Source organism: Streptomyces sp. Rer75 (assembly GCF_013414305.1).
Classification (GTDB): domain Bacteria; phylum Actinomycetota; class Actinomycetes; order Streptomycetales; family Streptomycetaceae; genus Streptomyces; species Streptomyces himastatinicus.
On the sequence record NZ_CP058693.1, the window covers coordinates 135,235 to 157,952 of the forward strand.

Genomic DNA, 22,718 nt, shown 5'->3' on the forward strand with positions numbered 1-22,718 from the left:
CGTGACCGGTTGGGGCGAGGGCAAGATGTCCTCGCCCTGTCGCGTGTGCTCGACGGGGGGGTGCGCAGGGCGGTCTCAAGAAACGGCAGGCTTCTCCGGGTGGACGTAAGGATGGTCCCCCAGGGCCCGGTGGGCCAGTTCGAGCACCATGGCGATGACCTTGCCCTCGGCGGCCTCATTGCCCAGGGCGACGAGGTCGTCGAGCAGGCCGTCGGCGGCGTGGTACACCATGCGGAATGCCAAGCGGGGCTCGACGGCCTGGAAGGCGCCGGCGTTCGCGCCCTGCTCAACGAAGTCGCACATCAGGTTGATCACGCGCTGGTTGGCCTGGCGGCACAATTCAAGGGACTTGGCATTGGCCGAGCCGTACACAATGCGGTGCAGTTCAGCGTTGTTCAGGGCGTGCCTGATCAGCGCGCTCATTACACGGTCGATGGTGGGCCACCAGGCGTCGCCCTCAGCCAGGATGCCCTGGGCCGTGGTGACGATGGTGTCGACGTAGCGCTCCCACATCGCCCCGAGTAGGCGGTCCTTCGAGTCGAAGTACAAGTAGAAGGTGCCCTTGCCGATTTCGGCCGCATCCGCGAGTTCGGCGATGGTGGCTGCTTCGAAGCCGGTAGTGCCGAACACCCGCTCCCCTGCGCGCAGTATGTCGTCCCTGCGGTCCTGAGGGCTCTTTGTGACCCGCTTCCTTCGCGCCTTTGTCGGCATGCCCACCTCCCTGCGGATACTGCGTGGCCTTCCAGCATATCTGACCGGTGGTCGGTCACTGGCATTGACTGACCACCGGTCATTTGCTTGACTGACCGGCAGTCACTGGCTGCGGTGCCCTGGCCCACAGCCCCTACGACGAAGCTTGAGGACGAGATGACAACGGAACGACTGGCGGTTCCCGTCAGCGGCACGCCCACCGCGGGCAGCTCTGCCCGATTCTGGGCCACCGCCTACACCTTGCTGTTTCTGCTGACGGGCACAAACCTTCCCACCCCCCTGTACCGCGGATACCAGCAGGACTTCGGGTTCTCACCCCTCGTGGTGACCTTGATCTTCGCGGTGTACGTGGCGACCCTGATCCCTTCCCTGCTTATCGCCGGGCCGCTGTCAGACTCAATCGGGCGCCGCAAGGTCCTGCTGCCCGCCGTAGTTCTGGCTGCTCTGGGATCACTGGCCTTCGCGCTCGCAGACAACATCATGTGGCTTTTCGGAGCCCGCCTACTCCAGGGACTGGCCGTGGGCGCCGCCTCCGGTGCCCTCACTGCGGCACTCAGCGAACTCGAACCCCATGGCGACCGGCGGCGGGCCGCGCTGGTGTCCACCGTCGCCTCGGTCGGCGGCCTGGGCGCCGGCCCTCTGATTGCGGGGTTACTCGCCCAGTACGCTCCGTCCCCGCGCGTGTTGCCGTTCGTCGTGGAGATCCTGCTACTAGTCCCCGCGGCCATCGCGATGGCCACTCTGCCTAAGACGCACACCACCACGAAGTGGCGCCCCCGGCGGCCCTCCATCCCGTCCTCCATGCGCGGCGTCTTCGTCTCGAGCGGTACGGCCAGTTTCCTGGCGTTCACCGTGATCGGTCTCTTCCTCAGCCTCGTGCCGACCTATGTCACCAAACTATCCGGCAGCAGCAACCTTGCCTTAGCCGGTGGCGCCGTGACGCTGATGCTCGCCTGCTCGGTACTCGCGCAGATCCGTGCATCGGGCAAGGAGTCGCTTGGTATCCAGATCGCTGGCTTGGCCATGCTGGCCGCCGGCTTGGTACTGCTGGCTGTCGCGGGCGACATCTCATCACTGCCGCTGCTGTTGGTAGCGACCGTCATCGGCGGCCTGGGGCAGGGACTCGCCTTCCTGGGCGGCATCACGGAGATCAACCACGCCGCACCCAAGGACCGGCACGCCGACGTACTGTCCAGCTTCTATGTCGTCATCTATCTCGGGGTTGGCGTCCCTGTCATCGGGGTTGGGTTCCTCGCCACCGCCACCGGTCTGCTCCAGGCCGTCCAGCTATTCGCCGGCGTTGTCGCCGTGCTGTGCCTGGTGGACCTGGCCGTGCTAGCCCGCAAGCGCCGCGCACACGCCTGAGCGCTCCCCCTCCTCACTACGGAAGAACTCATGGACATCACCAAGCTCGCCTCGGCCTACAGCGAACTGCTCACGGCCGCCGAAGCCATCACCCCTGACACTGCCCTCGTCCCCGAGACCCGCGCCGATGTCGACTGGCGGCTATGCCACATTGCTCTAGCAGACGAGATCATCGCAAACGCCGCCCGAGATCAAATCACCGGCTACCCCCCTGTCATCGACAACCAGCCGTCGATGGACCCCTATCGGATCACTTCGACGATCAGCGCTACCTCCCACCCACAGCGCGTAGACAGCGTCCGCCGCAACTGGGTCGAGCTCCAAAGCATTCTTACAATTTTCACCGCACTGGACGCCGACGCCCAGCTCAAGTTACGCATACACGACCGCGACGGGGCATATATGAACGACTCGACCATGACATGGTCGGCCCTGATCGGACTGCGCGCCAGCCAGCACATCCCCGGCCACCGCGACGCGCTTGTCCAGGCTCTAGCCCGGCACTGATCGCACACCCGCACTGCGGTGGATTCCTCTCCCCCTGGTGTCAGTAGGGAAGGGGCCCGCCGCATGTCCTCCCGGCACACGGCGGCCCCGGCGCCAGTCAAAGCTGGACCGGCCCCTGCCGGACGAGGGGGCGCCGTGTGACGGAGTGGCCGACAACAGCGCTCAGGTGCAGGCCTGGATTCTGCTCGAGCACCGCCCGCTCGTAGGCCTGCATCGTGGGCGAGGGCAGCAGCCCAAGTTCATCCGCCAGCCTCGCGCTCAGCTCGCGGTAGACCTGAAGGGCCTCGGTCTGACGACCGGCTCGGTAGAGAGCAACCATCAGCTGCTGGTGCATCCGCTCATGGTATGGATGCGTGACCAGCAAGTCTCGCAACTCCGGGATGATCTGTTGATGCTGGGACTTGTCAAGCTCGCAGTCATACAGTTTCTCCAGCATCACCAGCCGGGCTTCCTCGTAGCGCGCCGCGGCCGCCTGGCAGTACATCCCTCCGACCGGCCCCCCGAAAACGGGTCCGCCCCATAGCGCCAGCAGAGGGCGGATGGCCGATGCGGTCTTGGCCGGTGAGCCGATATCCTTGGCGCGGTCGTAACCTTGCGTGAAAGCCAGGGCGTCCATCTGGCCGTCATCGAGCACGAGGCGGTAGCCGCGGGGGTGGGTCACCAGCCGTAACTCGCCGGCGCCCGGTTCCAGGGATGACAGCTTCCTGCGAAGGCGACTGATGTGCGCTTGGACGGCGTTCTCCACGCCCTCTGGGGGCTCAGTGCCCCAGATCTCATCGACAATGGTCTTCGTGGGCACGAGGTGCCCTTCGCTGACCAGGAGCGTAGCCAGCAGTGCACGTTGTAGCGTGCCCTTGGGGCGGACTGTGTAGCCCGAGGACTGAATTTCGATCGTGCCAAGTACCCGAAACTTCAGCATCGCTGCTCCAGTGGAAGAGGCCGTGGGGTGCCCCTCGTACTGCGGCATGGGGGCCCGCGGGGAGTGGGTCAGGGTGTTGTGCTTGAGAACGCCCGCCGGACGCGGACCGGAAGTTGGGGGTCCGTCCACAGTCCCGCAGGTACCGAAAGACAACGGGCGTCTGCATAACTGTGGGTCCCCCCCGTTTGACGCCTCCGCGCAGCACTACGTCCGCAGCCAGCCTCAGGGGCCGACAACCGGCCGGACGTGCCGCCAGCAGTTCACTGAATGACCGACTGTCGGTCATTCAGACCCTTTCATGTCGCAACCATCAGGTCAACGACTGGTCACGGAAGGTGACCTAGGTGGGCGACTAACTTTGCCGAACGCGGGTCACCGCAAGACACCCGACCCGAGCAACCTGCGGATACCGGACGGCATGCCGAAGTCCGCCAGTAAGCATTGACGCCCGCGACGGACCGCATCGCATTACCGCGTCAATAACTGGCATACAGTCGAGGTTCAAAAATGCCCCCTGAGATGCGCAACCCTGGATCCAGCACGTGCGTCGCTTGCCAAATCGACCGAGATGGAAGCTGCCGAGGAACTCGGAGGCCAGTTTCCTGATCCGGGACCGAAGTTACTCAGACATGTGGAATGAACGCCGACCCGTGATACACCAGGACACTAATGGGGCGGACGATTGAGCGTCAACCCGTCCGCTAGAACGGATGACAGATGACTGAGATGCTTCGGCGCTGGCCTGTCCGAGATCACACTTGTCAGCTATGGCGTACACAGATACAGATGGATGGATGCATGCACCGATCGTTCGCGCCTGGGTTGTCGTGCCTGGTCGCAAACTGAGCGAGGGATGAGCTATGGGCGACGAATCGGCACGTCATGAATCAGACCGTCCACTGCTGCGGAAGTTCGACCAGCGGCTCAACGAACTGATTCAAGCCATCTACCCCGATGAGCGGCACAGGCCCGGCTATGCCCGATTGGCCAAAGAGATTCGCGACACCACAGGTGGGACGATCTCTGGGACTTACCTTTGGGAGCTGGCCACAGGTAAGAAGCGCAACATCACGCTGGAACAGCTCGACGTCCTCGCCCAGTTCTTCGGTGTCCCTCCGGAGTACTTCCTGAACGAGGAGGTTTCGGAACTCGTCAGAGCGCAACTTGGACTTGCGACAGCTTTACGTGATATCAAAATTCGCAATTTGGCATTGCGAGCCGAGGGCCTATCCTCAGCCAGTCTGGACGCCCTGCTGACGATGGTGAACGAGGCACGCAGGGTTCAGGAACTACCCAACATAAGTCCTCCCGGGGCGGAGAACCCGTAAGCAAACATTTGACAACCTGCAGCTTTTCTCCAATCGCGTGAAAGTCGACTGGAGATGGAAGTTACCGTGTCCATCTGCGTGACCGCCTATCGACGTTGCCCGGGAAGGGGTGGGGAGGGATCCATGCCGTACCGATACCTCAGGCTGCGTCAGCGATGTCTGCCTTTGCTTAACCAGATCGACTTCCCACGACCGTTCTCGGCCCACGCCCTGTGCCGAACCATCGCCAGCCAACGGGGGAGGCAGATTCATCTTCACCCCCTGCCGCCGGAAGCTTCGTCGACCGGCGCCTGCGGGGTGTTGCTGGCCACCGCCACCGCCGACCACATCTTCTACGAAAGCCAGACGTCGCATGTGCATCAGGAGCACATAGTGCTCCACGAATTAGGCCACTTACTCTTCAACCATCACAGAGTTGACGCTAGATACACAGCCGTGATGGGCGACCTTCTGCCCGATCTGAGCGACAGCCTAGTGACCCGTCTCCTCGGACGCACCAACTACACCACGCGCCAGGAGCAGGAAGCAGAAACGCTCGCGAGCCTGATACGGACGAGCGCGGACCGAGCAAACCGTTACCAGCCGCGCAGCGTGACTGGCAAGTTAGGAGCCGCCCTGGGGATAGAGACATCAGAAGATGAATGACCTGGACGAGCTCGGGCGATCGCTTACATACCCCAGCGTCATTATCCTCTGGTCCGCTGCCCTTATACGTCTCCCAGGGGCTGCTCGCTCGCCGCATCAACGTGGGTTGTGGCTGGCTGTGGTCACCGCAGCTATGGCCATGGCGCTGAATGCACCGGCCGGACACACACTGACGTCCTATCTCGGCCCAGCCCACCGCATTTCCCTGGCCAAAAACATGTTCGGAGTCCTGTCAGCCGGCGCCGTGCTCTACTTCGTTGCCTCCTCCGCTGGCGGCCGTCGTCTCCGCTCAACCTTATGCATAGCGTTGGGCATCACGCTGGGGGTGCTTCCCGTGCTCGACCTGCTGGCCTCCCGGCACGGAGAGCACAATATTCCTCCTGCCGCTGGCGACCCGGTCTTCTCCTACCCGTTCTGGTTAATCTTGATGGTGGCTCACCTTGTTGCCAACTTCACCTGCGCGTCTGTCTGCATGCGGTACGGCTGGCGCGCGAGCACTCGCTCGGTCAGAGTCAGCTTGCATCTGTTCGGGATCGGTACGGCACTCGCTGGAGTGTACTGGCTGGACTTCTTGCTTCGGCTCACGGCAGGCATCGGTTGGCCCACGGCGGTCATGCCCCTATTGATGAATCTGCACGGCCTGTTCAGAGCAGCGGCCATCTTGGTGCCGTCCGTCGTTACTATTGGCCGGAAGACCGCCACGATAGTGACCACGTGGCGTCTGTGGCCACTCTGGCGCGAACTGGTGGATGCTGTCCCGCACGTGGTTCTGGCTAGGCCTCAGAAGAGGCTGCTCGAGACCCTCTGGCCGGCCGTCCCGCGCGAACTTTTGCTTTACCGCAAAGTAATAGAGACTCGGGACGCCATCCTCGTCCTCAACAGCTACGTGGCCGCCGGTACGTGGGATCACGCGCGCTGTCACGTGGCCGAGGCTCATGTCTCCCAGACCAAGGCCGAGGCAACGACGCTTGCGTGCGTGTTGAGAAGAGCCCGCAACGACAAGCTCGCCGGCATACCGCCGCAACCGCCCGTTGACGGTTCCGGAAGCTTCGACAACGGCGACCTTGATAGCGAGAAGACATTCCTCCTCGACGTGGCGCAAGCCTACGCATCGACCCCGGCTCGGACCTTTACTACGCATCCGAACCTATCCGATAGCATGTGAGTTTACCGCCACTTTCAACCGACGGCTCGCGGACGACGGGCGCGATCTCGCATAGTGCGCCGGGACTTGTTTTATACCCCGGGGTCTTTCTGCTGTTGAAACGGCGTCTCCGAATGAGGAATGCGCCGCACTGACACACTGAGCGCAGCGAACCCTTGCAAGGTCATCCCTTGTCGTCCCGTGGGGTGAGATCAAAGCCGAAGGGGACAGTCCCAGGATCGAGCGCGGTCACGCCACCATCCACAGTCAGCACCGCGCCGTTGACGAAGGATGCGGCCGGCGACAACAACCAGGCAATAGCCTCCGCGACTTCGTGAGGCTCCCCTGGGCGGCGCGTCGGCACCAACCGAGTTGCCTCCTCGTATGCCTCCTCGACTCCGCCAGCGGCCAATCCGGCATCCTCGGCAAACCGAGCCATGCGGCGGTCAGCCATCTCCGTGCGCACCCAACTGGGGCACACAGTGTTAGCCCGCAATCCGCGCGGGCCGTAGTCGACCACCAGCGAGCGACACAACTGCAGCAGCGCCGCCTTGGACGTGGCGTAGACAGCGTTGCGAACTCCGTTACGTAATGCGGATACCGAGGCGACCGCAACTACTGAGCCACGACTCTTCAACAGGTGGGGCAGGGCCGCCCGCATGAGCAGAAAGGGCCCTGTGAGATTCGTACGTAGGACTGCCTCCCAGTCCTCGTCGGACAGTTCCCCTACGCTTCCGCTGCGGCCAATACCTGCATTGAGCACCAACCCGTCAAGCCGACCGTAACGCGCCATGGCAGCCTCAACAATGCCGTGGACGGCATCTGGGTCTGCGGCATCGGCCGGGTATGCAAGAGCTCCAGTCTCCCTAGCGACCTGGTGTAGCGGTTCCGACCGCCGCCCAGAGATGACCACGGCGTGGCCGGTCGCTCGTAGCAGCCGCACGGTGGCTGCGCCGATACCGGTCCCTCCCCCAGTAACGACGACAACGCGCTGGTCAGTCATGGCTGTTCAGCCTCCAGTTGCTCGCAGATCCATGACCCATCCTACGGGCGCGCTAATTGGGCGGCCGAGGTGACGCTGCAGATTGAGACACTATCCAGTTGATCAATCTAATTCGCCATATCGCTGCGGCGACAGGCGGCAAAGGTATGGCAGGCGCCAGCCGCACGGTCGTATTGCTGTCGGTCGCCAACTTGGGGTTGCGGCATGTGTCGATCAGGCCGTAGTCACCTGTCGGTGTGCCACTGACGATCACCGGTTACGCCTGGGCCGCGGTCTTCTGCTTGAGGCGTTCGTAGGGTGTTTGGCCGCTGAGGCCGCCGTGGGGGCGATGGTAGTTGTAGTAGTCCTCCCACTCGCGCAGCTTGTCGTTGAAGACCTCGGCGTCGTCGATGATGACGCCGTCGAGGAGCCGGTAGAACTCTTCGGCGTCGATGCGGTGGGAGCGTTCGACCTTGCCGTTCAGACGTGGTGTGCGGGGCTTGATGTAGGTGTGGGCGATGCCCTTGTCGAGAACGTGCCAGTGGAAGGCAGTCTGGAACTCGGCGCCGTTGTCGGTCTGGATCACCTCGACCTGGAACGGCAGGCGCTGGATGACGTAGTCGAGGAACTGAATGGCCGTCTTCTGGTTCAGCGCGGGATAGATCCGCAGGATGCGCAGGCGAGTGCAGTCGTCGATGGCCGTGAACTGGTAGTACTTGTTGCGGCCGCCGCGCCGTCCCTGGGCTGCGGAGGCGAGGGGCTCGATGAACTTCACGTCGATCTGCACGCGGTGGCCGGGCAGCTGCTTCTCGTACCGCTTCCACCGCTTGTCGTGGCGCTTGTAGCGTTGCGAGGCTGGCAGGCGGCCCATGTCCAGGCGGTGCAGGATCCGCCACACGCCCGACTTGCTGATGGTGACGTCGTGGTACCGCTTGAGGTACATCGCGATCTTCTCCGGGCCGAAGTGGTAGTTCTGCCGCAGGTAGATGATCTTCCCGACCACCTCGACGTGCGTCGCGTTCGGCGACGTCTTCGGCGCCTTGGAGCGGGTGCGCAGCCCCTCGGCTCCCTCGGCCTGGTAGCGGCGGTACCACGTGTAGTACGCCTGCCGGCTGATCCCGAAGTACCGGCAGGACATCGCGACGTTCCCGGTGACCTCTTCGACATGGCGTATCACCGCCAGCCGCCGCTTGCCCTCACGGTCAAGCGGCGGGGCGGTGGGAGTGGACTTCGGCATGTGGATCTCCGTAGTGATCAGAGACCCAGGTGTCAACGATGATCGTCAGTTTTAGATCCGCCCACCCAGTTGAGCTCGCAGTACAGCACGCAGGTGGCGGATGACCTCGAGCGCAACCTCAAAGAACAGGAACGAATCAGCGGTGAAATCGAAGCACTCAAAGCACAGTTGGTCGCTCTGGAGCAGGACCACACCGTCCTGGTGAACATCCAGCAGGCCCTCGGGACCTCAGCAGCACCCGCTGTATCCGAGCCCACCGCAGCAGTTCCCGCACCCCGCAAGAAGAAGGCTGCCGCGTCGAAGGCCGGCAAGCAGCCGCGCGCTAAGAAGTCCGCCACGCCGGCCCCCAAGCAGACCCGCAAGAAGAACGCGTCCGAGGCATCCGCCGTAACATCGGCCCAGCCCACCCTCGTCGACCTGGTCCGCGAGCATCTGACAGGCCAGAGCGAGCCTCGCTCCGCAGCCGAAATCACGGCCGGGCTCGACAAACAGCACCCCGAGCGCAACATCAAGACCACCGTCGTGCGCACCACGCTCGAAAACCTCGTGGCCAAGAACCAGGCTCAGCGCACCAAGCAGGGCTCGTCCGTCTTCTACACCGCCGCAGAGGCCGCCGGAGCTGCCGCACAGGACAAGTCGGCAGAACAGCAGTCTGCGGGCTCTAACCGCTGAACCGTGACGGTGCCGTAGCCGATCTCGATCGAGCCTTGAGTTGACTACTCAAGCCGGGTTTGACCTCACTGCCTTCCGTGGGCACTCGGCCTGTTCAGTAGGAGAACTCGATGTAGTCGACGTCGGTAAGTCGTACCAGGTGCAGACCGCTGCGGCCTGTCGAGACTCTGAAGTACGACTCGCCTATCCCATCGGCGACGATGCTGCGCAGGTCTCGCTCACTGGCGCCGCTGCGTCGGGCCTCGAACAGACGTGCCGGGTAAGGGTGATGCAGGGTCTCTGACAGGGAGCGGACACGGCCGTCGTCGGAGGATCCTGCTGCCGCGTTGAAGCCGAACCATCCGCGGAAGTGCACCCACAGACTGTGCTGCTGCTCGGCGAGAACTCGGTGGGCCCGCCGACGGATGCGGGGCTGCCACAGCCGGATGACGTCTTTGAGGATGGCCTGGCTCAGCGCCTCGTTCCGCACTTGGTTGGTGAGGATGCGCTGCAGGGCCTGGGGGGTGGTGTTGAGGCGGCTGGCAAGGGTGGCGAGGTCCGTGCTTCGGGACATAAGGAAGCGTAAGCGGGCCCGGTCCGAGCAGGGGGGCTGACGAGTCCAATGGTGGGCATCGGCGATGTCGAGGGCTTCTGCAACGGAGTCGGTGTGGAGTCGGTCGAGCATCTGTGTTCCTTCAGGCGGCAAGGCGCCCGCGCAACTGGCGGACGGTCTTCGTCCGCGAGACGGAGGTGGAGGGTCGGGATCGGCGGGTGGGTGGGGTGGGCAGGAGCCGGCAGGCGCGGAGAGCCTGCTCGACGTCGGTGTGCTCCCAGGGTGGGATGGACAGCGGGTTGGGGGCGTCTGGGTGGCCCCGCAGAGCCGCGAGGCGGCGGGCGGCGTCCATCAGCAGCGTCGTCCAGGCCGGAATCGCTGGAAGGCCGTTGCTCACCTGGGTGTGGAGGGCTTTGATCTGTTGGCTGTTGTATCCGGTCAGTGCTGCCACGGCGACACAGGCGGCGTGGACGGGGTGGGCGACGCGGGTGTGGATGCGGTCGGCGATCTGGGCGATGTGGGGGTGGAGGTGGTCTTGGTGCGGGCCAGGCAGGGGCAGGGGCGGGATGGGGCCGGGGTAGGGACGAGGGCGTGAAGACGACGGTGGCGGGCTCCTGGGGCTGGGGTGGCATACGGAACTGCAGTTCGTCGTCGCGCGGCGGGAAGGGTGCGCGGTGTTGCCACCACGGGTAGTCGGCGAGTTGTCGCGGGCGGGTCGGGGGGCTCCAGTGGGCGGCTGCGGCGCGTCGGCTGTCCAGGAGTCGGTGTTCGATGGTCTCCAGCAGGCTGAGGGTCGTCAGTGGGATGGGACCGTTGCACAGCAGGGTCAGGCGGATGCCGGTGCCGGCGCTGAGCGCGAGCAATTGCTCCCACTGCCCTGTGCTGAGCCGGTGGGCGCGGCAGACGGTCAGGTGGCGGATGCCCAGAGTGAGGATCCAGGCTGCCGCGATGCGCCAGCTGCGGTCGGTGTTGGTGGCCCATGCGGGCAGGCCGTGGTCGTCATCGGGGAGGGGCAGGTGTTTACCGAGTGCGCGGATCAGGTCGTGGGCCAGGTAGGGGCCGTTTCCTGCGAGCGGGGAGGGGTGGACGGTGATGCGTCCGTGGCGGGGCTGGTGTGCAGCGAATGCCAGGCGCATGTAGTCCTGTTCATCGCGCGTGGTGACGATGACGGTGGGGGTGGGAAGCGTGGTGTTCTGGCGTGGTGGCCAGGTCGGGTTCCACTCGCTGTCGTGGCGTGAGCCGTCCGGACCGGCCGAGGGGGGCGGGTGGGGGGTCATGGCGCCTCCGGGCGAGGGGTGAGGTGGCGCAGGAGTGCGTCGGGTTCGGTGTGGGCGGGTCGGGTGGTGGTGCGGTAGGTGAGGGTGGCCCAGCGGCGGAAGTTGCCGTGGGCCCACATCTGGTCGAGGTGCACCAGCAGGTCGGGGTCGGTGGTCTTCCAGTGGGAGTGGAAGGCAGGAATCACGGTGGTGATCTGGGTGGCGTCGAGGGGGTGGAGTTCGTGCCAGCAGGTCACGCGTGAGGCGAGCATGGGCGTGGTGCGCAGGGTGCGGAGGCGGTGGCTGCTGGCGGCCAGCACCATGGCGATGCGGGTGTGGGGGTCGTCGTAGAGGTAGCGGAGGTACTCCAGGCAGGAGGCGGAGAGCTGGTGGGCTTCGTCGATGGCCAGCAGCCGGGGCGGGTGGTGCAGGGCGTGGCGGATGAGGTCGTCGCTGGTGCCGGGGTCCTTGGGGGGCTGTCCTGGCAGGCCCAGGGCGTGGTGGAGGCTGTGGCGGAGGTCGCCGGGGCGGGCCTGGGGCTGGGGCAGGATCCGGATGGCGTGCCAGGCGGGGTGCTGGTCGAGCAAGGTGTGCAGGGTGAAGGTTTTGCCTGCCCCTGCGGGTGCGGTCAGGCACATCATGCCGTGCTCGGTGACGGTGGCCTCGAGGGCGGTGGCCGCGGCGGTGACCTGGAGGGTGTGGACGGTGCGGGCGCCGGTGAGGCCGAGGTGGTGGCGGGCGAAACGGACGGTTCCGTGAGCGGTGGCGACCGGGGTGGTGCGGGTGGTCCGGCGGGAGAGGGCGGTGGTGTTCATCGGTCGTCGTCGCTGCGGACGGGGCGGGCGGGTCGGGATCGGCGGATGGCCCAGCGGGCGAGGGTCTCGTCGACTTCGCTCAGGCCGCGGCGCTTCATGCCCTCGAGTACATGGTGGGTGATCTTGGACCACATGCGGAAGGTGCCGCCGCCAGCTTCCTGATCGATGAAGTCGATCAGCTCGGGTGAGGCGTTGGCCCAGATGGGGTGGAACAGGGGGATGTTCTTGGCGACCTCCGCGGGCTCCATGGGCGTGAATTCCTGCCAGATATAGATCCGGGAGGCGAGAGCGGGCTCGTTGTACAGAGTCTTGTAGCACTCCTCGCCGCCGACGAAGAGGACGGCGGGTCGGCTCTTTCCCTTGCCGGTGTCGTACAAGTGGCGGACGAACTCGAAGCATTCGCGGCTGAATTGCTGGGCTTCGTCGCAGACCAGGATGTAGGGGCGGCGGGCCAGGGCGCGCTTGAGGAGCCGGTCGAACTCGCTGGGGTGGGCGGGGGGCTTGCCTTCCAGGTGCAGGACGTCGAAGAGCTCCATGCGAATGTCACGCGGGGTGGGGCGGGAGCGGAACTGCAGGAGCAGGACGAGGTCGGCGGCGACTTCCTTCAGTGCGGCCCGCACGGAGAAGGTCTTGCCGAGTCCGGCGTCGCCGTAGATGCAGGACATGGCGCGGGCGTCGATGGTGTCGGCGATGTTCTCGCCGGCCTCCAGCAGTGCTTCGGTGGCGACGATGCGGGCGTCGGGAAGGTCGAGGTAGAAGTCGGGGTCTGCGCCACTGTCGTCGGGGGCGGAGGCGGTGGTGGTGTTGGTCATGATGGCTGCTCCTTGCGGAGATGAGGGGTGGGCGGGGGCAGGCATGGTCGGGTTGAGCAGTTGGTGGGCGGTCCCGAGGTGTCGGCCGGTTGCGGGGTCGTGGACTTCGATCTCCTCGGTGTGAGAGCCGGGTTCGATGGTGACGCGGGCACCGATGTGGGCGAGCGCAAAGAGGGCACTGTAGGTGCGGCCTCGCCGGTGGATGTGCCCGTGCGGGCTGATGGTGCGGACCTCAGCCGAGGGGGTGGGGTCATCGGGCAGTGCTGTTCTCCTCGGTGCTGGCAGGTGCGGGCATCGCCCAGCGGGCGCCAGGGGTGACGCGGCGGGGCATGTATCCGGCGGGTACGCCGTCGTCCTTGGCCCGCGATCGGCGGGTGGAGGCGAGTTCGGCGGCGGCCTGGGCGCGGGTCATGGTTCCGGCGGTGCGTGCGGGCTCGGCCTGGGTGACGGCCTGGAAGCGGCGACGGCGGCGGCGCTTGGCGTCGGCCAGGTCGCGGCGCAGGCGGCGTACTCGTTCGTCGCGGGCCTCGTATACGGCGCGGATTTCGTCCTCGCTGGCCTCGTCGGCGAGGTGCGCGGTGCCGAGGTGCTGGTCTGTGTGGGCGTCGAAGACCTCGATGGCGCGGGGGTGGTGGGGCTGGTAGCGGATACGGACCTGGGTGCCGGTGCGGCCGGTCATCCACGCGCCGACGTAGTCGCGGTTCTGCCAGCGGATGCCGTGGCCGTGGATGATGCGGGTTGAGCGCTCCTCCTCGAGGAGGAAGACATGCAGGTCCTCCAGCGGCGGCTCGCGCAGCGGGGTGTCGTCGCTGAGCCAGCTCTCCAGAGGGGTGACGTCGCCGTAGCCCTGCATGCGGTGTTCGGCGTTGCGGGTGCGTACCCATTTCGCGAACAGGTCGACGAATGCCTCAAAGGACAGGGCGGGGTCCTTGTCCCCGACCCGCCGTTTGGTGTCCAGTTTCTGGGCCTTGGTGTAGCGGGGCAGGGTGGAGAAAAACATGCTGGTCGCTGCCCGGTTGAGGTTTTCGATGCTGCCTTTGCGGTGGGGGGTGTACGGCGGCAGGACGTCCACCTGGACACTGAAGCAGCCCATAGCTTCGGTAACGGCCCGGGAGAGGAAGTCCCTGCCTCGGTCGATGCGGATGCGTCGGGGCAGTCCGCCTGCTGGGCCGTGCACTTCGTCGGTGAGGATGCAGGCGCGTAGGGCGGCCAAGATCGATGCACGGTGCGGGTAATGGGGCGTGACGGCCCACCCCATGGTCATGCCGGTGTGGCAGTCGCAGAACCAGGTGACCCAGGGTTTGACGAGGCGTCCGTCTGCCCAGACCAGGATGGGAACCTGCTTGTGATCGCCTTCCCATTCCTCGTTACGGCAGGTGGGCGGGCGGCGCAGGTGGGGGTCATGCGCGCGGGAGGCGGGGATGCCTTCGCGCAGGCCTGCCAGGTCGCCCGGGGGAAGATCCCGTTTCACAGTGCGGTGCAGAGTGGACAGGCTCGGGACATCCCGCGCATCGGCGGCTTCGTCGAGCATCTCGAGGTGGACGGCCTTGATGTTCCCGTGGTGGTAGGCGAGCTTGATGCGGATTTCCTCGGTGATGGTGAACCGGGGGCGTTCGGGGAGGTCGGCGGTGCCCAGGGCCTGGGCCTTCTCCAGACGTCGCCACACGGTGCGCTCGTGGACGCCCAGGGTGCGGGCGACGGTCTTCACGTCGGCGCTGGTCATGTCACTGCGCTGACGCAGCTCCATCAGGGAGCGAACCGCGGCCGCCAGCAGCTTCTTCTTCTCCCGTCGGCGCCGTGGGGCGTGCTCTGGGTCGTCGGACGAGGCGTCAGTCGATGTCCGGGGCACCGGTGTACTCCCTTCAGAGATGCGATGGATGCTGCAGGTGAGATCGAGCGGGAATGCGGTCAGCCGAGGATGCCGATGTGTCGCACGAAGTAGTAGGAACGGTGGTCGGACTCCATCTCACTCATGAGGCCCTGCCACAGGTGCTCCATCTCCAGGGAGTCCTGCCGCGCCCAAGCTGCGATGATCGCGTTCCAACGCCAGATGTTTTTCCACCGGACCCGCAGGTCGCGCCGGTGGCGGGCCTCAACGGACTCCTGGTCGACGGGGTGGATCTCGATCCTGGTGCCGCCGTCCGCGTTGAGCACGCGAGTCAGGTAGGGGGCGATGTTGCGGCGACGCAGTTCCCTGAAGACCTGCTGCAGGCGCTGTTGCTCCTCGGGGCCGGGGGTGCGGACCTTCGCCCGCCACGCGGCGACGGTGTCGGCATCGGCGGTGATGCCATGGGCGTGGAGCGCGTCGGCCGCGGACTTCTTCTTCACCAGATAGCCCAGCGCCTGTTGGAGGAGCTCCTCGTCGCTGCGTCTCCACGCGACATCGTCGAAGACTCGCCTGTCCAGGCTCTCGGCCAGGGCACGTCCTCCCTCAACGCCCTGGGCACCCAACTCTCCGTGTCCCATTGCCATTTCCTTCATCTCGTTGGTGAGCGCGGTGACAACCCGGGCGGTCCAGCCGCAGGCGGTGGATGTGGCGTGCCAGGTTGGAAAAGCCGTCGCCGCGGCGGTCTGGTACGGCGAGTGCAACGGTCCATGCGCGCCAGCCCTTGTGGGGGTGATGTGCGCAGGGGCGGGTGTCGGGCGCTGCTGTGCAAGCGCCGGTGAGCTGCAACTTAAGCCGCTGGCTGGTCTGGTGGATCAGTTCAGGTCGTTACGGAAGCAGGGCTGGCACAGCCGACCTGTTGTTGCATTTCGAGCTTTGATTTGTCGCGAATATGACAGGTGGGATGCATCGGTGTTCGGTCGCCAGGAGTGCCGATTCGCCACTGCTGAGCCTTACGTTTCGGCTGGGCGAGGTTGCGTCCTGCGTACAGCGGCGCCAGTTGGCCTACGGAGCGGCACGCGGTCCACAAGCAAGGAAAGTGCAGCTTGAGGCATCAGGAGCGGAGAGGCGTGCGGGTGCTGGCCGTGCGTCCGGGCTTTCCGGGGTTCCTTACGTTTTTCCGTAAGGATTTGTATGGGCCGCCCTTGGGTGCGCCGGATTCTGTCGCCGTGCTTCGTTAGCGACTCGGGCGGGTGACGCGTGTCCGCCGCAGTGGGCCGGGGCACTGTAGCGGCGAGGTCTGACAATGACTGCCCGAGCGCGGATGCGAACTCGCACGCCGATTGACGCAGTTGTCTGATTCTCACCTCTACGCGTGCGGTTACCTGCGCGTATCCGGGTGCGGGGTCTCTGCTCAGCCAACACACCTCCCGTTGAAGCCAACAGGGCACGGCGGCCGGATTCTGTGCACGCTCAGAGGTTGGGAACGCTTCTGTAAAGCCCTGCCGGCATGAGGTGCCGTGTGATCGGTGCTCATCACGTCGCAGCTGGACGGTCTGCCGGGGGCGCCTGGCAGTACCCACGGTCCATGGGGCACTGTGTGGTTCGACCTTCTACGGGCGGCTGGCCCCGTCGACGCGCTAAGGATCTTGAGAGGTGAGCGGGATCGCTGCTCCGGACTATGACTTTGCGAGCTTGTCACCCTACGACTTCGAAGTGTTCGTCCGTGACTTGCTGTCCGCGCAGGATCACTTGATCTATTCCACCTACCGGGTGGGTGCAGACGGGGGCATCGACCTGAAGGCGGCCACGGAGAAGGGCTGGGTGGTGGCGCAATGCAAGCACACGCCCTCTGCGGACAAGGGCTCAGTTCTCCGGGCCGCCAGGATCGAGGCGGGCAAGGCGGCAGGCATGGGTCTCGCACCTGTCCGGTACGTCTTCGTCACGTCCGCTGAACTGACCCCTGGCACCGAGAGGGAGACACAGGAGGCCCTTGCGGGGGTCGCCGATACGGTGGAGGTGTACGGGCGGGGCTGGCTCAATGCCGTGCTCGCCTTGCACCCCGAGGTCGAGCGACGTCATTTCAAACTGTGGGTCTCCTGGACACAGGCGGTACGCGCCATGATGCAGGACGGAGTCTTCCTGCGCGGTGAGTCCAGGATCCAGCGCATCGAGCGCAACTACCTCCGCTTCGTGCATCACGAGACCTGCGAGGTCGCCGAGTTGGCACTCGAGGAGTACGGCTGTGTGCTGCTGAGCGGGGCGCCCGGTGCGGGCAAGACGACAATCGCCGAGTACCTGTTGCTGCTGTGGTGGCACCGCGGCTTTCGGGTGGTCGTGGACCCGCGGACCGTCGATCAGTGGTGGGCGTGGCTCGAGGACGACACTCCCACGGTGTTCTTCTTCGACGACGCCTGGGGCCAGACGCACCATCAGGACCACGGTTCACGTCACCACGACACGGACATGTCCGAGTTCATCGAGTCGGTAGTGGAGCGGCAGAGCAGTGGCACTGCATCCAAGGTTTTGATCATGACGAGTCGGGTGCAGGTCTTGCAGGACACGGTGCGGCTCAGTGACGCCTCCCGACGCGCGGTCGAACGACTCGCACACTGTCACGTTCCGGTGGAGCGCCTCCCCTACGACGTCCGCTGCCGGATGCTGTTCAACCATGTCCACCTCGCCGTGACCAATCCGCAGACTCGGCAGGACCTTTCCATCGGCTCTTGGTGGCAACGGGTGGCCAGCCACCAGAACTACTCCCCTCGTCTCATCGAGATCGTCGTTCGGCGCAATGGGGCGAAAAGTGCCCAGGAGCTGATCAACAACCTGGAGGAGGCTCTGGAGAACCCTCACGAGATCTGGGGGGCGAGTTTCCGTGCGCTTCCGCCGGTCGATCAGCAGTTGCTGCTGGCCCTGTCGCTAATGGATTCGCAATTGGTGCTGTGGCAGGAGGTCGTCCGACGGCTGGGGAGCTTTCCGTCATCGGAGTTTCACGTCGATGCCGCCGTCGAGCGGCTCAACGGATCATGGATCACGAAGGCGTCCCATGCCGGAAGCCAGGGTCTGACCTTGGCCGATCCCAGCCAACGGGACTTCCTCATACGGTATTTGTCCATAAGCCCCGGCGCAATGACTGCCATCATCAGGAATTCGGTGAAATTTGATGATCTGATTCCTGTGTGCAGGCGGGGTGAGGCTATCGAGCTGGAATTCAACCTGCGGCTGTTCTCCAGCGGCGAAGACCTGTTCCGCAGTGTTCTCGACACGTGTGCACGGGAGTTGCTGGTCCGGCTGCGGGAACTGTGGGACCTCTACGCATGCGATGCGGCAGATCTCGCCAGCGGGAGCTTTCGGGAACTGACCTCGCTCGTCGAAGCTCTGACGCTGAGCGTGCGCTTTCACGGTGACCGCCATGCAGCCCCTGGGGCAGCGCTGCCGGCTGACTGGTTCGGCGCCGCCCTCTCGCGTGTCGCCCGGCTCGTGGACGGATTGGGCATGACATCCATTGAGCCGCTGGCGGAATTGGTTACGGAACTCGCTGCGGCGATCGAGAGCGCCAGTCCCTGGCCTGCGGGCCACTCGCTCCTCTATCCGATCTCTCAGATCCGCGCCGTGATCAGTCACGCCTGGGCCAGCCACGAACCGCGGATCGCCCACCACCAGAGCACCGGCTACGAAGCAGATCTGGTCGAGGCGCTGGTCCAGTACGCCAACTCCCTGGCCGGTCTTGGTCTGGGGCCGACCGTCGACACGTACTCGCCTGACAAGGTCGACGCCTATCTGGCACGTCACCTCGATGACTACGACCCGGATGACATAGCCGAGCAAATCGACTCGATCGAGGATGTCGTCGGATGGAACTTCACCGACACCCGCGAGCGTCTATCCCCTCTGCTCGACGCCGAGGAGGAACAGACGCTGTCCTCGCCCAGACGGGCCCCCGCTGTACTGCCCCGCCCTACTCCTGTGGTCGCGTCTCCTGCTGACACCACTGCCTCCGTGGCAGCCTTGTTCCGGTCCTTGGGCACTTCATCGACGCCGGGAAGGACTTGACGTCGTCGCGGGCGCAGGCCTTGTGGTGGACGTGACCTTCTGAGACCTACCGCCGTCACGGCCCGAGGGCACGGCAGCGGGTGAGCCGACCGCAAGGCCCGACATCCTCGCAGGCGCTGAGACCTACGCCCGGCAGGTCACGGCAGGTGACTTCACCGTCTACTGCGGCCGGTATCCCTACGCCGCTGGGTGACCGCCGCTCGTCCGCGGAGCACAGGAGCAGCGGTCACACCATGAGGGCCCCGCTCTCGCCCCGCTGGTCTGTGAACAGGGGGCACTCAGTGAGGGTTCTTTCGCGGCCAGCACCACCCGAGACTGAGAGCCGTTGATGTCGCCACGGTCCTCACCCGGCAGCGGAGTAGCTGCAGGGGGCCTATAGGAAGTGCCGCAAAGCTGTCCTGGCCTGATGCCACTATCTACCAGCACCTGATGCCACTGAACGCCAGTCGATCGAAGGCACTTGCACCAGGCCAGAGAGCCGATTCTCGAAGGTCGGCGATGTCAGAGCAGCGGCACTCCGCCACTGGCACTGGAACGGCACTTCACACCTGGAGAACCATGAGGATCAGCCAAGGCTGATCAGCGCGGAGGAGCGGCTGGCGTCGGTCCGGCGGACCGAGCTGCGGCGCATCTGGAACCTGATGACCGATGCGGGGTGGGAGACCTACTCCCCCGACAGCGCCCCGGAGGTGCACCGCTGGCGCCAGGCGCAGCGGGAGCACTGGGAGCGCGAGACCGGTGAGGCGGGGCCGGCCCCGGGTCTGATCAGCTACCGGATCGGGCGCAGCGGACCGATCCGGCGCACCCCGGGGCTGCTGTGGTGACGAACTACGCGTACGGGCGGTCGGTGGAGGAGGCCGTCGCCAAGGTGCGTATGGCGTTGGAGCGGCCGGGCGGGGTGGCGGGGACCAGGGCCTGTACCGGGTGGTGGAGGTGAGTGAGGAGAGTCTGTCCAACGAGGCGCGTCAGCAGGAGGAGGCGCGTGGGCGGTTCCTCACCGCCGTCATGGAGGCCGCCGACACCGCCGTGGGTGATCGTGAGCCGGGCCGTCCGAGCCCGGAGCTGTTCGGCGTTCTGGATGACTTTTTCACTCGCGCCGTCGGCTTCCCCGGCCAGCTCGGCATCCTCGGGGAGGGTGAGGACGTCGTGCAGCTGCGAGCCAGCCAGGCCACGTGTGGCTTCACCGAGGGCACCGACGCCAACGGGCACCTGCACTCCAGCTACCCCGGCCAGGCCCCTGGCCCGCCTGCTCCTGGCGCACCTCGATCACCACGGTCTGGCTGACGAAACGCGGCTTTACGGCACGGAAGAAAAGGAAGGATGATGACCGGTAATCAGCGTGAGGCAGCTCAGCGTGAGGCTATTGACGCTGTTCTCCGTGTTCTGGAATTGCCTGCAAGATCGCTTGTGCCGGAGCGGGGGCTGCGGGCGCAGGTGATCATGGCGACCGGGTCGGGCAAGACCGGGTTGCGGCCCGCAGCTCCGAGGAGCTCTACGCGGGTCGTGTGCTGGTGCTCGTGCCGTCGCTGGATCTGCTCGTCCAGACCGAGACCGCGTGGCGGGAGGCTGGCCGCCGGGGCCCGATGATCGGTGTCTCGTCCCTGCGGGGGGAGGAAGCCTCCTTCCCCAACACCACGGACGTGGCCGAACTGGTCGACTGGGTGCGCCCGTTGGACAGGGTCACGGTGTTCGCCACGTACGCCTCGCTCGGGCTGGGCGCGCTGGAGCGCGCGCACAAGGCCGGTCTTCCGGGCTGGGATCTGATTGTGGTCGATGAGGCGCACCGGACGTCGGGGCGGCTGGGCAAGCCGTGGGCGGTCGTTCACGACAACGCCCGCATTCCGTCCCTGCGTCGCTTGTACATGACGGCCACGCCCCGGGTGTGGCAGCTGGACGAGGACTCCGAGGGCGCGCCGGGTGAGCTGGTGGCGAGCATGGAGGACGACCCGGACGGCCCGTTCGGCAGCAGGGCGTACACGCTGACGCTGTCGGAGGCGGTCGATCGGGGGATCTGTGCGCCGTACCAGGTGGTGTGCGTGGACATCACCGACACCCGGCTCCAAGCCGCCCAGCTCCTGGGCGCGGAAGGCCGCTCGGACCAGGTGCGCGGCGCGGCTCGCTGCTCTGCAGACCGCGTTGGTGAAGGCGTCCTCGGAGGAGAACTTCCGGCGCACGCTCGTCTTTCACCACGTGGTGAAGGAGGCCGAGGCGTTCGCGGCCGGTCTTCCGGACGTCGCCGCGCAGCCGCACGCCGCCTACCTGAGCTGTACCCGCGCACGATCTGGGCGGACTGGCTGTGCGGGAGCACAAGCCGCTCTACCGCCGGCGCCTGCTGGGCGAGTTCGCCGACGGGATCGCCGCGGACGGCACGGTCGTGGAGAAGTGCTTCCTGTGCTCGGTGAAGGTCCTGGGTGAGGGCGTCGACACCAAGCACTGCGACTCCGTCTATTGGGCCGATGTCCGCGGCTCCATGCCCGACCTCGTCCAGGCCGTCGGCCGCGCGTTGCGGATGCAGCCGGGCGAGGAAGGTGGCCAGCCTGGTCGTGCCGGTCCTGCTGGGTCCGGGCGAGACGGCCGACAACATGCTCACGAGCAGGGCGTTCGGCGGGCTGGCGAAGCTGCTGGAAGCACTCAGGGCGCACGACGCCCGGGCCGTGGAGGCTCTGGCGCAGCAGCAGGCCCCCAGCGCCTACAAGCCCGTCCAGAAGGCCACACAGGGCGAGGAAAGCCGTGGTGAGGGGAACGGGTCCGGTGGGCCGTCGGTGTCCGCGCGGTCGCTGTTGAAGTTCTCCACGCCGCGTGACCCGGCGCAGCTGGCGGCGTTCATCAACCTGCGGGTCCTCAATCCCGAGCGCGAGCACTGGCGGCGCGGTGTGGAGGCCGCCGTCATTTACAACCGGCTGCACGGCGACCTGAAGGTGCCATTCACGTACCGCGTGCCCGGCGGTGACGACCGGGCGGTGGAGACCGAGGGGTGGCCGGTCTCGCTCGCCGCGTTCCCGCTGGGGCAGTGGATCGCCGACGCCCGCCGCTTCTACGCCCGCGGCGACATGGACGCCGACCGCATCGAACAGCTGGAGAAGCTGGGGATGGTGTGGTCGCATTTCGACGTCGCGTGGGAGGAAGGACTCGCGGCAGCGCGCGGGTGGGCCGAGCGGAACGGGCACCTTCTCGCGCCGCTGGACGCCACGCACCAGGGGTACCGCGTGGGCATCTGGCTGAAGAACGCGCGGGCCGCCGCCCGGAAGGCTGCCGAGAACGAGCAGCGGCGTGCCGAGGGCCTGCCCGTGGAGTCGGCAGCCGGGGCGCTGTCGGAAGAGCGCCGCGAGCAGCTGGAGGACATCGACCCGTCATGGTGCCCGGCCTGGCCCGTGGGATGGCAGCGCGCCTTCCACCTGGTCCGGCAGCATCTGGAGGCCGGTGGCGCGCTGCCGACCGAGCCGGGCGTGGTCGTGCACCAGAGTGAGGATCTGGGGCGGTGGGTGCGAGCGCAGCGCCTGGGGTGGGACAAGCTCACCACCGTGCAGCAGTGGATGTGTGAGCAGATCCTCGGGATCGAGCCCGCGGCCGAGGACGAGAAGCCCCAGCCGCGCCGTACGCAGGCCGACAAGTGGGCGATGAACTACCAGGCCGCCCGGCAGTTCTACGAACGCGAGGGGCACCTTCAGGTGCCGCGCAAGCACGTGGAGACGATCGTGCTCGGTGTCGACGGCGAGCATCAGGAGGAGCGGGAGCTCCGACTCGGTGCGTGGATCGGGAACCAGCGCAGCCGGGCCGCGACGCTGTCGCCGGAGCGGGTGGAGCAGCTGTCCGCGATCGGCATGCGGTGGTCGTAGCCGTGGCGGTCACAGTCGCAGGGGTGCCGGGCAGGCCGAGTCGTCCGCGCTCAGAAGGGAGGTTCGTCGCTGTAGA

Annotated in this window: 19 protein-coding genes and 1 pseudogene; 9 read left to right on the plus strand and 11 right to left on the minus strand. The window is 66.0% G+C overall.

Annotated features, from left to right (window positions below; genetic code table 11):
• Window positions 1-75: 75 nt before the first annotated feature.
• Window positions 76-711, minus strand: coding sequence for a TetR/AcrR family transcriptional regulator (locus HYQ63_RS00585; protein WP_179932003.1), 636 nt, complete (start codon window positions 709-711; stop codon window positions 76-78).
• A 156-nt stretch (window positions 712-867) separates the two neighbouring features.
• Between HYQ63_RS00585 and HYQ63_RS00590 the strand changes: the two genes are divergently transcribed.
• Both HYQ63_RS00590 and HYQ63_RS00595 read left to right on the plus strand, forming a co-directional pair.
• Window positions 868-2,076, plus strand: coding sequence for an MFS transporter (locus tag HYQ63_RS00590; protein ID WP_179932004.1), 1,209 nt, complete (start codon window positions 868-870; stop codon window positions 2,074-2,076).
• A gap of 30 nt (window positions 2,077-2,106) precedes the next feature.
• A complete protein-coding gene (locus HYQ63_RS00595; protein WP_179932005.1) occupies window positions 2,107-2,583 on the plus strand; it encodes a hypothetical protein in 477 nt (158 codons plus the stop codon).
• Window positions 2,584-2,680: 97 nt separating this feature from the next.
• Here the strand turns inward: HYQ63_RS00595 and HYQ63_RS00600 are convergent, their stop codons facing one another.
• Window positions 2,681-3,502, minus strand: a complete 822-nt coding sequence (locus HYQ63_RS00600; protein WP_179932006.1) for an AfsR/SARP family transcriptional regulator — start codon at window positions 3,500-3,502, stop codon at window positions 2,681-2,683.
• An 860-nt stretch (window positions 3,503-4,362) separates the two neighbouring features.
• Between HYQ63_RS00600 and HYQ63_RS00605 the strand changes: the two genes are divergently transcribed.
• The 3 genes from HYQ63_RS00605 to HYQ63_RS00615 all read left to right on the plus strand — a co-directional run bounded on the left by HYQ63_RS00605 (window position 4,363) and on the right by HYQ63_RS00615 (window position 6,640).
• Window positions 4,363-4,830, plus strand: a complete 468-nt coding sequence (locus HYQ63_RS00605; protein ID WP_179932007.1) for a hypothetical protein — start codon at window positions 4,363-4,365, stop codon at window positions 4,828-4,830.
• Between the two features lie 123 nt (window positions 4,831-4,953).
• Window positions 4,954-5,475, plus strand: coding sequence for an ImmA/IrrE family metallo-endopeptidase (locus HYQ63_RS00610; protein ID WP_179932008.1), 522 nt, complete (start codon window positions 4,954-4,956; stop codon window positions 5,473-5,475).
• Window positions 5,468-6,640 (plus strand): MAB_1171c family putative transporter, encoded by a 1,173-nt coding sequence (locus HYQ63_RS00615; protein ID WP_306664800.1) that lies wholly within the window; start codon window positions 5,468-5,470, stop codon window positions 6,638-6,640. The genes HYQ63_RS00610 and HYQ63_RS00615 overlap by 8 nt, the downstream gene beginning before the upstream one ends.
• A gap of 163 nt (window positions 6,641-6,803) precedes the next feature.
• Here the strand turns inward: HYQ63_RS00615 and HYQ63_RS00620 are convergent, their stop codons facing one another.
• Both HYQ63_RS00620 and HYQ63_RS00625 read right to left on the minus strand, forming a co-directional pair.
• The gene (locus tag HYQ63_RS00620; protein WP_179932010.1) at window positions 6,804-7,622 is read right to left on the minus strand and encodes an SDR family NAD(P)-dependent oxidoreductase; all 819 of its coding nucleotides are present in this window, start codon (window positions 7,620-7,622) and stop codon (window positions 6,804-6,806) included.
• A 256-nt stretch (window positions 7,623-7,878) separates the two neighbouring features.
• Window positions 7,879-8,838, minus strand: a complete 960-nt coding sequence (locus HYQ63_RS00625) for an IS481 family transposase (RefSeq protein ID WP_179932011.1) — start codon at window positions 8,836-8,838, stop codon at window positions 7,879-7,881.
• Between the two features lie 93 nt (window positions 8,839-8,931).
• On the opposite strand from HYQ63_RS00625, the gene HYQ63_RS00630 reads away from it, so the two are divergent.
• Window positions 8,932-9,510, plus strand: a complete 579-nt coding sequence (locus tag HYQ63_RS00630; RefSeq protein WP_373688998.1) for a hypothetical protein — start codon at window positions 8,932-8,934, stop codon at window positions 9,508-9,510.
• A 94-nt stretch (window positions 9,511-9,604) separates the two neighbouring features.
• On the opposite strand, the gene HYQ63_RS00635 is transcribed toward HYQ63_RS00630, so the two are convergent.
• From HYQ63_RS00635 to HYQ63_RS00660, 6 genes are all read right to left on the minus strand, one after another.
• On the minus strand, window positions 9,605-10,174 hold the full coding sequence (locus HYQ63_RS00635) for a hypothetical protein (protein ID WP_179932013.1): 570 nt from the start codon (window positions 10,172-10,174) through the stop codon (window positions 9,605-9,607).
• 10 nt (window positions 10,175-10,184) lie between these two features.
• Window positions 10,185-10,493, minus strand: a complete 309-nt coding sequence (locus tag HYQ63_RS00640) for a hypothetical protein (RefSeq protein WP_179932014.1) — start codon at window positions 10,491-10,493, stop codon at window positions 10,185-10,187.
• A gap of 822 nt (window positions 10,494-11,315) precedes the next feature.
• Window positions 11,316-12,113: an ATP-binding protein gene (locus HYQ63_RS00645; protein WP_179932015.1), complete on the minus strand. Its 798-nt coding sequence runs from the start codon at window positions 12,111-12,113 to the stop codon at window positions 11,316-11,318.
• Entirely contained in the window at window positions 12,110-12,925 is an 816-nt protein-coding gene (locus HYQ63_RS00650; protein WP_179932016.1) for an ATP-binding protein, read from the minus strand. Before HYQ63_RS00650 ends, HYQ63_RS00645 begins: the two co-directional genes overlap by 4 nt.
• A 250-nt stretch (window positions 12,926-13,175) precedes the next feature.
• The gene (locus tag HYQ63_RS00655) at window positions 13,176-14,774 is read right to left on the minus strand and encodes a Mu transposase C-terminal domain-containing protein (protein WP_179932017.1); all 1,599 of its coding nucleotides are present in this window, start codon (window positions 14,772-14,774) and stop codon (window positions 13,176-13,178) included.
• A gap of 59 nt (window positions 14,775-14,833) precedes the next feature.
• Window positions 14,834-15,514 (minus strand): hypothetical protein, encoded by a 681-nt coding sequence (locus tag HYQ63_RS00660; protein WP_179932018.1) that lies wholly within the window; start codon window positions 15,512-15,514, stop codon window positions 14,834-14,836.
• An 892-nt stretch (window positions 15,515-16,406) separates the two neighbouring features.
• On the opposite strand from HYQ63_RS00660, the gene HYQ63_RS00665 reads away from it, so the two are divergent.
• Window positions 16,407-18,806, plus strand: a complete 2,400-nt coding sequence (locus HYQ63_RS00665; protein ID WP_179932019.1) for a restriction endonuclease — start codon at window positions 16,407-16,409, stop codon at window positions 18,804-18,806.
• 641 nt (window positions 18,807-19,447) lie between these two features.
• A complete protein-coding gene (locus HYQ63_RS00670; protein ID WP_179932020.1) occupies window positions 19,448-19,630 on the plus strand; it encodes a hypothetical protein in 183 nt (60 codons plus the stop codon).
• Between the two features lie 4 nt (window positions 19,631-19,634).
• Here the strand turns inward: HYQ63_RS00670 and HYQ63_RS00675 are convergent, their stop codons facing one another.
• Window positions 19,635-20,015 (minus strand): hypothetical protein, encoded by a 381-nt coding sequence (locus HYQ63_RS00675; protein WP_179932021.1) that lies wholly within the window; start codon window positions 20,013-20,015, stop codon window positions 19,635-19,637.
• Between the two features lie 231 nt (window positions 20,016-20,246).
• Between HYQ63_RS00675 and HYQ63_RS00680 the strand changes: the two are divergent.
• Window positions 20,247-22,642: pseudogene (locus HYQ63_RS00680) on the plus strand (Helicase associated domain protein).
• Window positions 22,643-22,718: the final 76 nt, after the last annotated feature.

Excerpts from the sequence above, each read along its gene's own strand:
- HYQ63_RS00585 (WP_179932003.1), bottom strand. The coding sequence starts at position 711 with ATGCCGACAAAGGCGCGAAGGAAGCGGGTCACAAAGAGCCCTCAGGAC.
- HYQ63_RS00590 (WP_179932004.1), top strand. The coding sequence starts at position 868 with ATGACAACGGAACGACTGGCGGTTCCCGTCAGCGGCACGCCCACCGCG.
- HYQ63_RS00595 (WP_179932005.1), top strand. The coding sequence starts at position 2,107 with ATGGACATCACCAAGCTCGCCTCGGCCTACAGCGAACTGCTCACGGCC.
- HYQ63_RS00600 (WP_179932006.1), bottom strand. The coding sequence starts at position 3,502 with ATGCTGAAGTTTCGGGTACTTGGCACGATCGAAATTCAGTCCTCGGGC.
- HYQ63_RS00605 (WP_179932007.1), top strand. The coding sequence starts at position 4,363 with ATGGGCGACGAATCGGCACGTCATGAATCAGACCGTCCACTGCTGCGG.
- HYQ63_RS00610 (WP_179932008.1), top strand. The coding sequence starts at position 4,954 with ATGCCGTACCGATACCTCAGGCTGCGTCAGCGATGTCTGCCTTTGCTT.
- HYQ63_RS00615 (WP_306664800.1), top strand. The coding sequence starts at position 5,468 with ATGAATGACCTGGACGAGCTCGGGCGATCGCTTACATACCCCAGCGTC.
- HYQ63_RS00620 (WP_179932010.1), bottom strand. The coding sequence starts at position 7,622 with ATGACTGACCAGCGCGTTGTCGTCGTTACTGGGGGAGGGACCGGTATC.
- HYQ63_RS00625 (WP_179932011.1), bottom strand. The coding sequence starts at position 8,838 with ATGCCGAAGTCCACTCCCACCGCCCCGCCGCTTGACCGTGAGGGCAAG.
- HYQ63_RS00635 (WP_179932013.1), bottom strand. The coding sequence starts at position 10,174 with ATGCTCGACCGACTCCACACCGACTCCGTTGCAGAAGCCCTCGACATC.
- HYQ63_RS00645 (WP_179932015.1), bottom strand. The coding sequence starts at position 12,113 with ATGAACACCACCGCCCTCTCCCGCCGGACCACCCGCACCACCCCGGTC.
- HYQ63_RS00650 (WP_179932016.1), bottom strand. The coding sequence starts at position 12,925 with ATGACCAACACCACCACCGCCTCCGCCCCCGACGACAGTGGCGCAGAC.
- HYQ63_RS00670 (WP_179932020.1), top strand. The coding sequence starts at position 19,448 with ATGACCGATGCGGGGTGGGAGACCTACTCCCCCGACAGCGCCCCGGAG.